Origin of the sequence: Paramuribaculum intestinale (genome assembly GCF_003024925.1) — a bacterium.
GTDB classification, from domain to species: domain Bacteria; phylum Bacteroidota; class Bacteroidia; order Bacteroidales; family Muribaculaceae; genus Paramuribaculum; species Paramuribaculum intestinale.
Genome location: NZ_PUED01000044.1, coordinates 1 through 15,420, shown reverse-complemented (window position 1 = coordinate 15,420; position 15,420 = coordinate 1). Strand labels below are relative to the sequence as shown.

Genomic DNA, 15,420 nt, shown 5'->3' with positions numbered 1-15,420 from the left:
TGTTAGAGGCCCTTTACGTGACCGGGCCCGCCCATTACGGCGGGTTCGGGCGTGGGCCATGCATAGTTAATGTCGCCGCGGAGCGGTTTGCAGGTCATCACGATGTGAGGGCCGCCGTAGCTCTTGCGCAGGGTGACGGTCACCTTGGGCACAGTGGCCTCGCCGTAGGCGTAGAGCAGCTTGGCGCCGTGGAGTATGACGCCGTTGTATTCCTGACCGGTGCCGGGAAGGAATCCGGGCACGTCGACGAGGGTCACCAGAGGGATGTTGAAGGCGTCGCAGAAGCGCACGAAGCGGGCTGCCTTGCGCGATGCGTTGCTGTCGAGCACACCGGCAAGATATTTGGGCTGGTTGGCCACGATGCCGACGCTCTGTCCGTTGAAGCGGGCGAAGCCTATGATGATGTTCTTGGCGTAGTCGCGCTGCACTTCGAGGAATTCGCCGTTGTCGATGATGGCGCCGATCACCTCATACATGTCGTAGGGACGGGTGGCCGAGTCGGGAATGATCTCGTTGAGCGAGTCCTCCAGACGGTCGATCGGGTCGTCGCAGGGCATCACCGGCGGCTCCTCGAGGTTGTTCTGGGGTATGAAGCTGAAGAGCTTGCGGATCACCTTCAGGCACTCTTCGCCGTCTTCGGCGGCAAAGTGGGCCACGCCGCTCTTGGTGGAGTGAACTTCTGCTCCGCCGAGCTGATCCTGGGTCACATCCTCGCCGGTGACGGTCTTCACCACCTTCGGGCCTGTGAGGAACATGTAGGATATGCCCTTGGTCATGATGGTGAAGTCGGTGAGGGCGGGGGAGTAGACGGCGCCGCCAGCGCAGGGACCGAGGATGCCCGAAATCTGGGGTATCACACCCGAAGCGAGGATGTTGCGCTGGAATATCTCAGAGTAGCCTGCGAGAGCGTTGATGCCCTCCTGGATGCGGGCGCCGCCGGAGTCGTTGAGGCCGATCACGGGCGCTCCCATCTTCATGGCCATATCCATGATCTTGCATATCTTCAGGGCCATGGTTTCGCTGAGCGATCCGCCGAACACGGTGAAGTCCTGTGCGAAAACATATACCAGACGGCCGTTGATGGTGCCGTAGCCTGTCACCACGCCGTCGCCGAGATAGCTTTTCTTTTCCTGTCCGAAGTTGTGGCAGCGGTGACGTACAAACATGTCGATCTCCTCGAACGATCCCTCGTCGAGGAGCTGTGCGATACGTTCGCGGGCGGTGTATTTGCCGCGGGCATGCTGTTTCTCGATGGCTTTTTCGCCGCCGCCGAGACGAGCTTCATTGCGGAGCGCTATAAGCTCCTGAACCTTTTCAAGCTGGTTGCTCATATAGAGTTGTGTTGTGGATTGTTGTCAATAGATTTCTTGCGGCGTCACTTCTTGGCGGGATCCTCGCAGAGTTCCACCAGAGTGCCCACCGACGATTTCGGGTGTATGAAGGCTATGTTGAGACCCTCGGCTCCCTTGCGGGGCGCCTTGTCGATCAGGCGGCCGCCTTTCTCCTCGATTTCAGCCAGGGCGTTGGCCACTCCGTCGGCCACGGCGAAAGCTATGTGCTGGATGCCTCCGCGACCGCCGTTGTTGGCGATGAACTTGGCTATGGCGCTGTCTTCGGCCGTGGGTTCGAGAAGCTCGATCTTGGTCTGTCCGACGCGGAAGAAGGCTGTGCGCACTTTCTGATCGGCCACCTCTTCGATAGCGAAGCACTTGAGGCCGAGCATGTTTTCGTAGAACGGGATTGCCTCGTCGAGGCTCGGCACGGCTATGCCGACGTGTTCGATGTGGGAAATGTCCATTGTGGATTAAATAAAGTAATTGTAATTGTTTGATTTTCAGTAAGTGTATGCGCATTGCGGCCTGTCGTGGCGTTTTATGGCGCCACGCGATGCCGCTTTGCACCGCAAATATACTAAAAAAACGTTGATTACCGTGCCATGCGTCAAATATTTATCCGCGGAAAAATATACGGCGTGCCGCCGTTGGATTATGCGAAAAGCCCTGCATCGGGATGTTGATTCCCGGTGCAGAGCCTGTGGTGTTTGCGTCGGTGTCTGCGCAGGGCAGTGGCCGGTCAATAGAAGCGGCGGATGCCCATCACTTCGCGGACTTCGGCCAGAGTGCGCGATGCGCGTTCGCGTGCTATTTCCGCACCTCGGCGCAGCACGCGACCGATCGTTGCGTCGTCGCTCTGCAGGTCGAGTATGCGCTCGCGTATCGGCAGTGTGATGGCCAGTATGTCGTCGGCAAGCTGCTTCTTGAGGTCGCCGTAGCGTATCGAGCAGTCGGCGTAAGCGTCGCGGAAGTGTTTCACTACCTCGGGAGTCGATGTCAGTTCGAGAAGCGTGAACAGGTTTTCGACTGTCGGGCTGACGGGTTGGCCGGGAGTCTTGGGGCCTTCGTCGGTGACGGCGCGCATCACCTTCTTGCGCAGTGTCTTTTCGTCATCGATAAGATATATGCAGTTGCCTTCGCTCTTGCCCATCTTGCCGGAGCCGTCGAGTCCGGGCACCTTCACAGGCTTGCCCCCGAAGTCGAAATTGGTCGGCTCGGGAAAAAGTTCCACTCCGTAGAACGAGTTGAAGCGGCGTGCGAAGCGTCGTGTCAGTTCGAGATGCTGCTCCTGGTCCTTGCCTACCGGCACCTTATGGGCTTTCTGGATCAGTATGTCCACAGCCATGAGCGTAGGATATGTGAGCAGGCCGGCATTGACGCGCTTGTTGGAGTCGCTGCCTATGATCTGGCGCTCGATGTTCTCGTCGTCCTCATCAACCTTTATGCCGAGCTGCTTGCGTGCCTTGTCCTTGAAAGATGCGGTGCGCATCAGCTCGCCTATGCCCACATGCATGTTGAGCAGCAGATACATCTCGGAGATTTCAGGCACATCGCTCTGCACGAACAGGGTTGACTCCTCCGGATCGAGTCCGGCGGCAAGATATTCGGCCACGATGGAGCGCACATTGCGGTGGAGCTGTTCCGGATCGGGATTGGTGGTCAGAGCGTGCAGGTCGGCCACAAAGTAGAGGCAATCGTAGTCGCGCTGCATCCTGACGAATTTGCTCAACGCTCCGAAGTAGTTGCCCAGATGCAGGTTGCCGGTGGCTCTGATGCCGCTCAGCACTGTTTCTTTTCCATTCATATTCTTTGCTGGATGTTTTCGTAGTTTGTATGCCGCAAAATTACTCATTTTCCGGCGCATTTCAAAACCACCTTAAATAGCGATGACGGCCAAGGCCGGCTTTCGCTGACCTGGCCGCCATCGGCGGATAGTTTCGAATTATGTCGGTGTCTTACTGGTTGGCGAGGCGGAAGCGCACCGGAACGGTGTACCACACGTTCACGCTGTGTCCGTTCATCTTGCCGGGAATCCAGTTGGGCATCTTGCTGACCACTCTCACAGCTTCTTTGTCGAGCTCGGGGTCTTTGGAGCGCAGCACGTGTGCTTTGTCTACTTTGCCGTCCTTGCGGACCACGAAGCGAACGTGTACTACGCCTTGTATGCCCTGCTCGGCTGCGATCGGGGGATATACGAGGTTTTTGTTGAAGTATTCAGCGAGAGCCTTTGTGCCGCCGGGGAACTGGGGATCCTGCTCTACGGCGTCGAACACCTGCTCTTCCTTAGGCTCTACCTTCTCCTCGACCACTACCACGTCTTTGTGCTCCTGTGCGTTGATGATGTCGTCGACACCACGGTCCTCGTTGACGGCGCCGATGGCACGGTCGTCGTCCTTAAGGTCGTCCTGCGACTTGATCTCCTCCTTCACTTCCTCGTCGGGAACGACAAGGATTTCAGCAGCTTTGGTAGTGTTGAGAAGCTCCTCCTTGATCACTTCGGGCTTCTGCTCTTCGATGCGCTGGGGCTCATCTTCCTCGGGCTCTTCATCGACCTCATCGGTGATCATCTCGGCCATGGCCTGCTCGATGGTATCCTCGGGGCGGGCTTCAGCCGACTTGATCACGGTGTTGACCAGGAATGCGAGTGCGAAGAGTATAGCGATCACTATGACGATCACGATCATAGCGCGGTTGTGACGGCTTACCGAGCCCTTGCGGAGCTGATAAGCGCCGAAATCTTTGTTTTTGCCTTCAAAGATTATGTCGCGCCATTCTTTTGATGAAAGATCTACATCTTTTGCCATTTTTTTTCAGCTTTAAGGGTTAATATAAATCGTTCATCAATTATTGCCATGTTTGCGCTGGTAGGCTTCGATCATCAACGAGTCGTTGTGGTTGATGTTGTCGATCTGGTAGCGCGAAATCTGGTTGATCTGCATTTCGTCGAGCGCGCTGATCAGGCTCTCCCATGAAGCTTCGGGTGTGGCCTTGATCACAACTACGGGGCGGGTCAGTGTGGAGTCGTTGCGGATCTCCTTGGCCATTGCCTGGTAGATGGAGTCGTTCTTGTCTTTGTTGGACGAGAATTCCTTGTTGCGCCATTTTACCTTCAGGTCGTTGATTTTGGTGAGTACCTGCTTGTTGCGGTCGTGGAGAATCTTGCGTATGCCTCGCTGGGTGGAGCCGTCGTTGCCGAGGAACACTTCCTTCTGGAGGTTGGAGTCCTCGAGCACGCCGTCGTTGTTGTCGTCGACGAGCTGGGGCTGTCCGGTGTAGTAATACACAACATTCTTTGCTCTTCCATCATCGTCTCTGGCCACTTCGCCGTTGTCCTTGCGGGCGGTCGAAACGATGAGCGTGATAGCCTCTGATTCTTTAGCTTTGTTCATCTGCTCCTGCTCCACCTTCTCGTTGGTCGGGAGGGTGATCTGCAGGGTCTGCGACTTTATCATCGTGGTGCAGAGCATGAAGAACGTAATCAGAAGCATGTTCATGTCGACCATCGGGGTGAAGTCGACGTGGATCTGCATCTTCTTCTGGGTGCCTTTTTTCTTTTTGCCGCCCTTGTCTGATTGTTCGATCTGTGCCATAATGAATTAGTCTTGCTCTGTTTTTAACGCAGTCATCAAGCTGAAGCGGTTCATCTTCAGAGTCTGGAGGTTGTCGAGCACGTGGTGAACGGTCGAGTAGGGGGTCGACTGGTCAGCCTTGACAGCTATGCCTTCGCCTTTTTTCATGGCGCTCTGCAGGTTGTCGTTGCCTGACGAGTAGATCGCACGCATCCAGATCTGGAATTCGTTGGGCTTGGTGAGGTCCTTGTTGTCATCGATAGGAATGCCCACATCTGAGCGGCTCATATCGGAGATGACTTTGTCTTGGTCGGTCTGTGACATTCTCAGGAACGTCGGCAGTGCCTGAAACGGAACTCCAAACATGTTGATTTTGGAGAAGGCGTTGGCGTCTGCTTCGGTCAGTTCCACTTTCTTGTTGGGATGGAGCTTGTTGTATTCGCTGACAGCTTTTGTCAGGATCTCCTTGCGGATGGGCTCCGAACCCCATTCGCCGTCGGCCACGTTGGGGTCGGCTTCACCGGCGATTGAGATGAACACTTTGCCTTCGGGAGAGATGAGCACCTGCGCCAGGTTGGCGGTGGGCACCTTCAACTCCGATACCGACGACGGTGTGAGCACCGTCACAGGCTCTTTCTGAAGGAAAGTAGAGGTCAACATGAAGAAAGTAAGCAAAAGAACAGTCACGTCACTCATCGCGGTCATGTCGATGAGGGTACTCTTTCTTTTAATTTTTACTTTTCCCATATTACAGATTAAGGTGTTGTAGTTTGATTAATGTGTAACAGGGGATCAGTGGGTTGCTGCAAATGTCTGCACGATAGAGAAACCGATCTCGTCGATAGCGTAGGTCAGGTTGTCGATCTTGTTGGTGTAGAAGTTGTAGGAGATTACGGCGAAAGCACCGGTGGCGATACCGAAGGCGGTGTTGATAAGAGCCTCCGAGATACCGGTCGACAACTCGGTCGAGTCAGGAGCGCCCGACTGTGCGAGGGCCTGGAACGACTTGATCATGCCGATCACAGTACCGAGAAGTCCGACGAGTGTACCGAGAGTGGTCATGGTGGCCACGATGGGGAGGTTCTGCTGGAGAGCCGGCATTTCGAGAGCGGTGGCCTCCTCTACTTCCTTCTGGAGAGTGGCGATCTTCTGCTCCTTAGAAAGGATGGTGTTCTTGTCCATCTCCTCGTAGCGAATGAGAGCGGCCGATACTACAGCGGCAACCGAACCCTTCTGCTTCGAGCAGAGAGCCTGTGCGCCGGCGATATCGTTCTTGGCCAGGCAAGCCTTCACACCAGCGACAAACTTGGTGATGTTGCCTTTGCCTTTGGCGCTCGAAAGGGCGATCCAGCGCTCTACAGAGAGGACGATTACGGTGAGGAAGAGTGTCTGCAGCACGGGCACGATCACGCCGCCCATGTAGATGGTGCCCCAGATGTCGTGGGGGTGACCGTCTTCAAAGTGCGATTCGTGGCCGAACCAGAAGATGAAAAGACACACTGCAACGAAGAAGCAGGCGATGATCACCAAGAACGCGTTCTTGATACCACCAACTTTGCTACCTTCTTTTTTTGCCTGAGGCTTTGCGGCCGTTGCAGGCTGGATGGGCTTTTGAGCTTCCATAATTGATAATTACTGATTGATTTTGTTAAGGTTATAGATTGTTTTGAAGTGTCTGTGAGAAGATGGCGTCTTCCAGGTATCTATCGTTTGGGAGGGGAGGCGCGGCTCGGTATGGCGGGCAGCATCGTTTCCCGTGGTAATAGACTTGGCGAGATGCCGATGGCGTCGCGCACAGGCGTTACGCTTTTGCAAAAGTATTATTAGTTTTTCATTCACGCAAAAAAAAAGCGATTTATTTTCATGTTTTGAGCCATATAGATTGTGGAATGAATGTATTGGATACGTTTTGGCAATAATTTGTTAATGATTCGAAATTTTTTAGGTAACTTTGCGGCATAACCAATGCTCCGCAGGGGAGATAATGTGAAACAATGACTTATACATTGAAACTCAAACGAGGACTCGATCTCAGGATTGAGGGTGCTGTGGCGCCCGACGCTCCGGTCGAGACGGTCAGTCCCGCCGCCGTGGCTGTGTGTCCCGGCGACTTCGAGGGTTTTCTGCCCCGGCTTGATGTGCGCGAGGGCGATGCCGTGGCGCAAGGCCAGCCTCTTATGCATGATAAGAACAACCCGGAGATAAAACTGTGCTCGCCGCTGGCCGGCACGGTGGAGAGTGTGGTGAGGGGCGAGCGCCGGAAGATACTCCGTGTGGTTGTGAAGGCGTCGGATGACGCCGTGGCCGCGCCGGCGGCATTGAGTGCCGATGGCCCGATGCAGCTGCGTCAGGCCATGCAGCAGTCGGGACTCTGGGCCGAGATGCGTCAGCGTCCCTATGATATAGTGCCCGATCCGGCCGTAGAGCCTCGCGATATATTCGTGACGGCTTTCGACTCGGCTCCGCTTGCGCTTCCTCTCGAAAAGCATCCCGCCGTCAGCCAGCAACGCCTTGATGCGGCTGTGGCTGCGCTGTCGCAGCTGACCGCCGGACATTTATATGTATGTACACGTCGTGATTTCGCTCTCAATGTCGGGGCGCCTGCTCTGCATTATGTGGTCGACGGGCCTCATCCGGCCGGAAACGCCGGTGTTCAGATAGCCAACATAGCTCCGGTCAACAAGAGCGAAACCGTATGGACACTCTCTCTGGTGACACTCTGCCGCATCGGTCAGCTCATTATCGAGGGACGGCGCGGATTCGACACTCTGGTGGGGCTATGCGGCTCGGAGGTGAAACGTCCTCATGCCATAGCCACCGTCGACGGCGCCGACATAGCGCAGCTCGTCAGAGGGCAGCTGAAGGATAGCGGCGCACATCTGCGGATAATATCGGGCAATGTGCTCACCGGAGTAAAAGTGGATGTCGACGATTATCTCCGCTTCCCCTACCGTCAGATCACTGTCATACCCGAGGGCGACGATGTCGACGAGTTCATGGGCTGGGCGTCGCTCAGTCCCGCAAAGATGAGCGTGAGCCGCTCGTTCCCTTTCAGCCGGTTCACCCGCCTGTTCCGCCCCGACGCACGTATGCTCGGCGGCCACAGGGCCATGATAATGTCGGAAACCGCCGACAAGGTGATGCCGATGGACATAATGCCCGAATATCTGCTGAAAGCCATAATCTCGCGCGATATCGACCGGATGGAGGCGCTGGGCATATACGAGGTGGCGCCGGAGGACTTTGCGCTTGCCGAATATGTCGATCCGTCGAAGACCGAAATGCAGAAGCTCGTACGCGAGGGGCTTGATTATCTCAGAAAAGAAACAGAATAAGAGACTATATGTCACTGATAAAGAAGTATCTCGACCGTGCACGTCCGCATTTTCAGCCGGGCGGACGGTTTCAAGCGCTGCATAGCGTGTTTGATGGAGTGGATACATTCCTCTATACGCCGCGCGACACCTCTCGGAGCGGCGTGCATATCCACGACGCTCTCGACTCTAAACGTGTGATGATCATTGTGGTGGTTGCTCTGCTGCCGTGTCTGCTGTTTGGCATGTATAATTGCGGCTATCAGAATTATCTCGGGTCGGGTCATGCCGATTTCCCGTTCTGGGAGCTGATGGTCTACGGTTTTCTGGCAATCCTGCCGAAGATCGTGGTCACCTATCTGGTGGGACTCGGCATAGAGTTTGTCGTGGCGCAGTGGCGTCATGAGGAGATCCAGGAGGGATTCCTCGTCACCGGCATCCTTATTCCGCTGATATGTCCGATCGAAACGCCGCTGTGGATGATGGCTCTGGCCACGGCCTTCTCGGTGATATTCGTCAAGGAGGTGTTCGGCGGCACAGGCTACAATATCTTCAATGTGGCGCTGGTGACACGTGCGTTTCTGTTCTTCTCCTATCCGGCAAGCATGAGCGGCGACCGGGCGTTCATCTCCGCCCGCCCCATCTGCGGGCTTGGAGGAACGGTCAACTTCGCCGACGGCATATCGGGCGCCACGCCTCTCGGACAGGTGGCCACCCATGCCGGAGGTCCGCTCGAAATCCATAATATCGTGGGCGATCCGGTCAGCAACTGGGACGCATTCCTCGGACTGATCCCCGGATCGTTCGGCGAAACCTCCACCCTGTGCATATTTATCGGCGCGGCGCTTCTCCTGCTCACCGGTATCGCCAGCTGGAAGGTGATGCTGAGTGTCTTTGCCGGAGGATTGCTTGCCGGAGTGGCCGTCCATGTGCTGCAGAATTCCGACTATCCGGCCTCAATGCTCACTCCCTGGCAGCAGATCATCTACGGCGGATTCGCCTTCGCGGCGGTGTTCATGGCCACCGATCCTGTGACTGCCGCGCGCACCGGCGCCGGCAAGTACATTTACGGACTTCTCGTGGGAGTCATCGCCGTCATCATCCGCACCTACAACAACGGCTATCCCGAAGGCGCAATGCTCGCGGTGCTGCTGATGAACGCATTCGCTCCGCTGATCGACTGGTGTGTCGTTCAGACAAACATCAACCGCCGTCTAAACCGTGTAAAAGCAAAGCCATGACCATCAACAAGCAAAGCAATCTATATACGATAGCCTACATAGCGGCACTCGCTGTGGTAGTGGGCGCGGCGCTCGCCATAACCTCTCTCTCGCTTCACGACCGGCAGCAGCAGAATGCCGACCGCGACAAGATGCGTCAGATACTCGCGGCGGCGCACATCACAGTTCCGGCCGACAGTGTCATAGCCGCCTACAAGCGCGATATCACCGACGCCTACATAGTCAATGCCGAAGGCAAGCGGGTAGAAGGCGATGCCTTCGACGTGGATGTCGACGCGCAGACCAAGATGCCCGCGCTGCGCCGCCTGTTGCCGGTCTTCGAGTGTCGTGCGGCCGACGGAGAGATGAAATACATCATTCCCGTCTATGGAGCGGGTCTGTGGGGGCCGATATGGGGCTACGTGGCGTTTGATGCCGACGGCTCTACCATCTACGGCGCCTACTTCGCCCACAAGGGGGAGACGCCCGGCCTCGGAGCCGAGATTGAGAAGCCGGCGTTCAGCAGCGAATTCATAGGCAAGACGGTGTTCAAGCAAGGCGTGTTCATGCCGGTTGCCGTAGTCAAGGCCGGACAGAAGCCGCTGGGCGGAGAGGACTACGTCGACGGCATATCGGGCGGCACCATCACCTCAAAGGGTGTAGGAGCCATGCTCTCCGACTGCCTGACGCCATACGCCGCATTTTTGAAAAACCTCAGTCAGAAGAAATCCAATTAAGCCATGGCAGAGAAAATCGACAACAAAAGCGTGTTCTTTAACCCGTTTTCCGCCAACAATCCGGTGGTGGTGCAGGTGCTCGGCATCTGTTCGGTGCTTGCAGTCACCGTAAAACTCGAGCCGGCGCTGGTGATGGGAATGTCGGTGATAGCGGTGCTGGCGTTCTCCAATGTCATCATATCGTTGATCCGCAACACCATCCCCACCAATATCCGCATCATCGTGCAGCTTGTGGTCGTGGCGGGTCTGGTGGTCATCGTCGATCAGCTGCTGCAGGCCTACGCCTACGATGTCAGCAAGCAGCTGTCGGTGTTTATCGGTCTGATCATCACCAACTGCATCCTCATGGGACGGCTTGAGGCGTTCGCCATGGCCAACCGCCCGTGGCCTTCGCTGCTCGACGGCATAGGCAACGGTATCGGCTACGCGCTGGTGCTCGTCATCGTCGGCTTTTTCCGCGAGCTGCTCGGCAGCGGCACCCTGCTTGGAATGCAGGTGGTGCCGCAGTGCTTCTACGATGCCGGCTATGTCAACAATGGCCTGATGATACTTCCCCCGATGGCTCTGATAGTAGTGGCCTGCATAATCTGGATCCACCGTTCGCGCAACAAGGATCTTCAGGAACACTGAATGATGTCATAGAAGAATCTCCCACACATTACACAACTGTATGGAAAACATCAATCTCTTCATACGCTCGATATTCGTCGACAATATGATATTCGCCTATTTTCTGGGCATGTGCTCGTTTCTGGCGGTGTCAAAAAACGTAAAGACGGCATTTGGTCTCGGTGTGGCCGTGACATTCATGCTGGTGATCACTCTTCCGGTCAACTGGCTGCTGCAGACCTACGTTCTGAGTCCGGGCGCACTCGCGTGGCTCGGCGAGGAATACGCCTCGGTCGATCTGTCGTTTCTGTCGCTGATAATGTTTATAGCCGTGATAGCCTCCATGACGCAGCTCGTGGAGATGGCCGTGGAGAAATACAGTCCGTCGCTCTACGCCTCGCTCGGCATCTTTCTGCCGCTGATAGCTGTCAACTGCGCCATACTCGGCGGCTCGCTGTTCATGCAGCAGAGAGGCTTCGCGTCGTTCTGGACCGCCACCTGTGCCGGCGCAGGCTGGGGCATAGGATGGTTGCTTGCCATAACGGCTGTGGCGGCCATACGCGAACGTATCGCCACCTACTCCAATGTGCCCGCTCCGCTCCGCGGCATAGGCATCACTTTCATAGTCACGGCACTGATGGGTATAGCCTTCATGTCGTTTCTGGGTATTAAAATCTGAAGTGTCATGAATGTCAATATTCTAACAGCGATTCCGCCTACAGTCGTGGCCGGCACGCTACTGTTTCTGACCGTAACACTGCTGCTTGTGGTGGTGTTGCTTGTGGCCAAGCGCTATCTGGTGCATAGCGGCAAGGTGGATATAGAGATCAACGGCGACCGTCATGTCGAGGCAGAGTCGGGCAAGTCGCTGCTCTCCACCATGGCCGACAGCAATGTGTTCCTGCCGAGCGCGTGCGGCGGCAAGGGCAGCTGCGGACAGTGCCGCGTGCAGGTGTTCGATGGCGGAGGCGACGTGCTCCCCACCGAGGCCGTCCACTTCAACCGCAAGGAGATGAAGGATTCGTGGCGTCTGGCCTGTCAGGTGAAGGTGAAGCAGGATATGAAGATCGGTGTGCCGGCGTCGGTGCTCGACATAAAGGAGTGGGAGTGCGAGGTGATCTCCAACCGCAATGTGGCCACCTTTATCAAGGAGTTTATCGTGGCTCTGCCTCCGGGCGAGCACATGGACTTCATCCCCGGATCATACGCGCAGATCAAGATACCGCCCTACGAGATGGATTATGACCGCGATATAGACAAGTCGCTGATCGGCGAGGAATATCTGCCGTCGTGGGAGAAGTTCGGACTGTTCACGCTCAAATGCCGTAACACCGAAACCACCGTGCGCGCCTACTCCATGGCCAACTATCCGGCCGAAGGAGATCGCATAATGCTTACAGTCCGCATAGCCACGCCGCCGTTCAAGCCCAAGCCCGAGGTGGGATTTCAGGATGTGATGCCTGGCATAGCCTCAAGCTATATATTCACTCTCAAGCCGGGCGACAAGGTGCGCATGAGCGGTCCCTACGGCGATTTCCATCCGATATTTGATTCGGGCAAGGAGATGATGTGGATCGGCGGAGGCGCAGGCATGGCTCCGTTGCGCGCGCAGATCATGCATATGACCCGCACGCTGCACACCACCGACCGTGTGATGAATTTCTTCTACGGCGCGCGGGCGCTCAACGAGGTGTTCTATCTCGACGATTTCCTGCAGCTTGAGAAGGATTTCCCCAATTTCCATTTCCATCTGGCGCTCGACCGTCCTGATCCCGCAGCCGACGCAGCGGGCGTAAGCTACACTCCGGGCTTTGTGCATCAGGTGATCTACGATACCTATCTAAAGAATCATGACAATCCCGAGGATATCGAATATTACATGTGCGGTCCGGGTCCGATGAGCGCGGCTGTCAACAAGATGCTCGATTCGCTGGGTGTGGAGCCTGAAAACATCCATTACGATAATTTCGGAGGCTGACCGCGGGATGTACGTAACGATACCGAAACCGCGCCGTGACTCACAGTTGTCATGGCGCGGCTTCGGTTTGGTGTCTTTTGACCGGTGTCGGTTGTTGTCAGCAGGCTGCAATGCCGAATAGTCGGCGGGCATTGTCCGAAGTAAGATCTGCCACCTCCTGCATGTCGATGCCGAGTATCTCGGCAAGGCATGAGGCCGTGTGCGTCAGATAGGCGCTTTCGTTGCGGCGTCCGCGCATCGGCACCGGGGCGAGATATGGCGCGTCGGTCTCGAGCAGCATCCGTTCCGTCGGGATGGCCTTCACGGCATCGGGTAGCGTAGATTTCTTGAATGTCAGTATACCGTTGATGCCGAAATAATATGAACCGGTCTGCAGTATGCGTTCTGCGTCGTCGGCCGTCCCGCCGAAGCTGTGCATGACTGCCGATACCGCAGGATGGCTCTGTAGCACTTCCAGCGTTTCGTCGAGCGCGTTGCGGCAGTGGATTATAACCGGCAGTCCGCGCTCTTCGGCCAGGCTCAGCTGCGCGTCGAACGCTTTCATCTGCTGTGTGCGTCGCGACGCGTCCCAGTAAAGGTCTATGCCCACTTCCCCTACAGCTGTGTAAATGCCCGACAGCAGTTCGTCGTGTATCTTATGCAGGGCTTCCTGCCAGTCGTCGCCGACCTCTGTCGGGTGCAGACCCATGGCCATCGACACGTGAGCCGGATGCGCGGCCGCAAGCCGTTTCATCGGCTGTATGGTGGTAAGGTCTACGTTGGGGAATATCATGTGGGTCACTCCTGCGCCGACGGCGCGGCCAACCGCATCGGGAGTGCCGTCGCCGTTCACGTCATCTGCGAATTCGGGCAGATACAGGTGGGTATGGGTGTCGATCAGTCCGGTCATCGTGTGCGGTCCACTGTCAGCATAGCCAGATCGGTGAAGAATCGCAAGGCCTCCGGCTGCAGTCGGGCTGTAGCGAGGCGTGCTGTAGCGTTGTCGGCGTAGCGTCGTATCAGTCCGAGACACCGCTGAGGCAGTCCGAGGGTGTCGTAGATCTCTCTTACGCGTCTTATCTTCTCCTCGCGTGGCGACGGATTGCTTATCTCTGCGGCTACTGTACCGGTAGTATCCTCGGCAAGAGCATTTATCAGAAGCCATGTCTTCTTGTCGCAGGCTATGTCGCCGCCTATCTGTTTGCCGAATGTGGCCGGATCGCCATAGGTGTCAAGATAGTCGTCGCGAAGCTGAAACGCGAGTCCGAGGCTCTCGCCATAGCCGTAGAATGCGTCGGTCACGGTTTCGTCGGCTCCGGTCATGACAGCTCCGAGCGCGCAGGCGCATCCGAGCAACACCGAAGTCTTAAGTCTGATCATCTCCATGTATTCCCCGACGGTAACGTCGGTGCGGCTCTCGAAGTCCATGTCGTGTTGCTGACCTTCGTAGATCTCCATGGCTGTGCGGTTGAACAGTCTCATGACGGGGCGCAGCTTCGCCTCGTCACACCCCTTCATCATCGCGGTTCCGGCCAGTGTCAGCATGGCGTCGCCCGAGAGTATCGCCGTGGCTTCGTTCCATTGGCGGTGGACGGTCGGACGTCCGCGCCGCATGTCGGCCCGGTCCATGACGTCGTCGTGGAGCAGAGTGAAGTTGTGGAACAGCTCTATGGCCGCGGCCTGATTGACGGCGAGGTGTCGGCCGTCGGGACTGATCGCGTCGGCCACGGCGAGTGTGAGCACCGGGCGTATCCGTTTTCCTCCGGCCTGAAGCGTGTAGCGTACAGGATCGTATAGCCCTGCCGGAGCAGCGGGTATCTCAAGCTGTCCGACGGCTTCTTCGGCGGCAGCGGTGTATTGGTCTATGTGGAGCATTGTTTGTGGAATTTTGCTATGGTGTGGGTGATATGTCGGGGCCGGTCAGTGTTCGCCACGGTATCCTTGCCGGAACGCTTCGAGCGCTTCCGGATCGTCGGCGTAGTCGGACTCGATAGCTTGCAGAAGCGTGTCGTCGGCGTTGTCGGCACGCATTATGGCTCCGAGCCGCCACGGTTTGGTCGACACTACGTAGACATGTGCGAGCTCTTCGGGTGACAGTGTGGATCTGATCGAATCGAGCGAGCGTACAAAGCCGCGTGTGCGTCCCAGTGAGTCGCTGTCGTAGATCGACATGAGTTCGCGGGTCAGACTGCGTGCAAAGTCGCGGTCGGCCGGAGAAGCGCTTTTGAGCCATCCGACGAGTGCCTCGGCGGCTTCTGTCGTGCCGGCTTCGGCCAGCCGTTGTGCCTGCTGGTCGGCCGGACGCTCCGGGTCGATAGTCGGTGTCGACGAGCATCCGGCGAGCATTGCCGACAGCATGATAATGTGAAGTGGACGTTTCATGCTGCAAAGTTACGAAATTAGTGGCGCAATGTAGCGTTGATGCCGTTTTATCCGTTTTTCAGCACGTTGTCTTTATCGGGCGCTCCGCCAACGTCTGTCACCGTTGCCTCAAAGCTACCGCTGCTGATCATAAGTAACTCTTAGAGAGTGTTTGAATTTAACACGAAGAAATATATATGGACTTCTTTCTATCCTCTCAAAGGTCTTTTCGGGCGATTTGTGTCAGGTTTCATCAGTCACGATGCCCGCATCGCTCCCTCCTCAACTGACGCAAATCTCTCCGAAAATCCTCTTTGAG

15 protein-coding genes and 1 pseudogene are annotated in these 15,420 nt (G+C 56.5%); 6 read left to right on the top strand and 10 right to left on the bottom strand.

All coding sequences use genetic code 11. The annotated features are described in order from the left end of the window. Nucleotides 1–5: 5 nt before the first annotated feature. The 7 genes and pseudogenes from C5O24_RS05035 to C5O24_RS05005 all read right to left on the bottom strand — a co-directional run. Nucleotides 6–1,331 (bottom strand): annotated as a pseudogene (locus C5O24_RS05035) (acyl-CoA carboxylase subunit beta); the annotation flags it as partial. Between the two features lie 44 nt (nt 1,332–1,375). Further along, nucleotides 1,376–1,798, bottom strand: coding sequence for a methylmalonyl-CoA epimerase (gene mce, locus C5O24_RS05030; RefSeq protein WP_107035911.1), 423 nt, complete (start codon nt 1,796–1,798; stop codon nt 1,376–1,378). Nucleotides 1,799–2,073: 275 nt separating this feature from the next. After that, entirely contained in the window at nt 2,074–3,138 is a 1,065-nt protein-coding gene (gene trpS / locus C5O24_RS05025; protein ID WP_107035912.1) for a tryptophan--tRNA ligase, read from the bottom strand. 151 nt (nt 3,139–3,289) lie between these two features. After that, a complete protein-coding gene (locus C5O24_RS05020) occupies nt 3,290–4,138 on the bottom strand; it encodes an energy transducer TonB (protein WP_107035913.1) in 849 nt (282 codons plus the stop codon). Between the two features lie 36 nt (nt 4,139–4,174). After that, on the bottom strand, nt 4,175–4,924 hold the full coding sequence (locus tag C5O24_RS05015; RefSeq protein WP_107035914.1) for an ExbD/TolR family protein: 750 nt from the start codon (nt 4,922–4,924) through the stop codon (nt 4,175–4,177). A 6-nt stretch (nt 4,925–4,930) separates the two neighbouring features. After that, nucleotides 4,931–5,650, bottom strand: a complete 720-nt coding sequence (locus C5O24_RS05010; protein ID WP_107035915.1) for an ExbD/TolR family protein — start codon at nt 5,648–5,650, stop codon at nt 4,931–4,933. Between the two features lie 45 nt (nt 5,651–5,695). Then, on the bottom strand, nt 5,696–6,526 hold the full coding sequence (locus C5O24_RS05005; protein WP_107035916.1) for a MotA/TolQ/ExbB proton channel family protein: 831 nt from the start codon (nt 6,524–6,526) through the stop codon (nt 5,696–5,698). 383 nt (nt 6,527–6,909) lie between these two features. Here C5O24_RS05005 and C5O24_RS05000 point away from each other — a divergent pair, with 383 nt between their 5' ends. Genes C5O24_RS05000 through nqrF form a run of 6 tightly spaced genes read left to right on the top strand, consistent with a single transcriptional unit; the run spans nt 6,910 to nt 12,761 of the window. Beyond that, complete coding sequence (locus C5O24_RS05000) at nt 6,910–8,238, top strand: Na(+)-translocating NADH-quinone reductase subunit A (RefSeq protein WP_161553809.1); 1,329 nt, start codon at nt 6,910–6,912, stop codon at nt 8,236–8,238. Between the two features lie 8 nt (nt 8,239–8,246). After that, nucleotides 8,247–9,458 carry an NADH:ubiquinone reductase (Na(+)-transporting) subunit B gene (locus C5O24_RS04995; protein WP_107035918.1) on the top strand — a complete coding sequence of 404 codons (1,212 nt, stop codon included), beginning with the start codon at nt 8,247–8,249 and terminating at the stop codon, nt 9,456–9,458. Further along, complete coding sequence (gene nqrC / locus C5O24_RS04990; protein WP_237613010.1) at nt 9,455–10,174, top strand: NADH:ubiquinone reductase (Na(+)-transporting) subunit C; 720 nt, start codon at nt 9,455–9,457, stop codon at nt 10,172–10,174. Before C5O24_RS04995 ends, nqrC begins: the two co-directional genes overlap by 4 nt. Before the next feature lie 3 nt (nt 10,175–10,177). Continuing rightward, complete coding sequence (locus C5O24_RS04985; RefSeq protein WP_107035919.1) at nt 10,178–10,804, top strand: NADH:ubiquinone reductase (Na(+)-transporting) subunit D; 627 nt, start codon at nt 10,178–10,180, stop codon at nt 10,802–10,804. Nucleotides 10,805–10,844: 40 nt separating this feature from the next. Then, the gene (gene nqrE / locus C5O24_RS04980; RefSeq protein WP_107035920.1) at nt 10,845–11,462 is read left to right on the top strand and encodes an NADH:ubiquinone reductase (Na(+)-transporting) subunit E; all 618 of its coding nucleotides are present in this window, start codon (nt 10,845–10,847) and stop codon (nt 11,460–11,462) included. A gap of 6 nt (nt 11,463–11,468) precedes the next feature. Further along, complete coding sequence (gene nqrF / locus C5O24_RS04975; protein ID WP_107035921.1) at nt 11,469–12,761, top strand: NADH:ubiquinone reductase (Na(+)-transporting) subunit F; 1,293 nt, start codon at nt 11,469–11,471, stop codon at nt 12,759–12,761. 97 nt (nt 12,762–12,858) lie between these two features. On the opposite strand, the gene C5O24_RS04970 is transcribed toward nqrF, so the two are convergent. Genes C5O24_RS04970 through C5O24_RS04960 form a run of 3 tightly spaced genes read right to left on the bottom strand, consistent with a single transcriptional unit; the run spans nt 12,859 to nt 15,122 of the window. Then, entirely contained in the window at nt 12,859–13,650 is a 792-nt protein-coding gene (locus C5O24_RS04970; protein WP_107035922.1) for a TatD family hydrolase, read from the bottom strand. Continuing rightward, on the bottom strand, nt 13,647–14,615 hold the full coding sequence (locus C5O24_RS04965; protein WP_107035923.1) for a polyprenyl synthetase family protein: 969 nt from the start codon (nt 14,613–14,615) through the stop codon (nt 13,647–13,649). The genes C5O24_RS04970 and C5O24_RS04965 overlap by 4 nt, the downstream gene beginning before the upstream one ends. Before the next feature lie 45 nt (nt 14,616–14,660). Next, complete coding sequence (locus tag C5O24_RS04960) at nt 14,661–15,122, bottom strand: hypothetical protein (RefSeq protein WP_107035924.1); 462 nt, start codon at nt 15,120–15,122, stop codon at nt 14,661–14,663. Between the last annotated feature and the right edge of the window lie 298 nt (nt 15,123–15,420).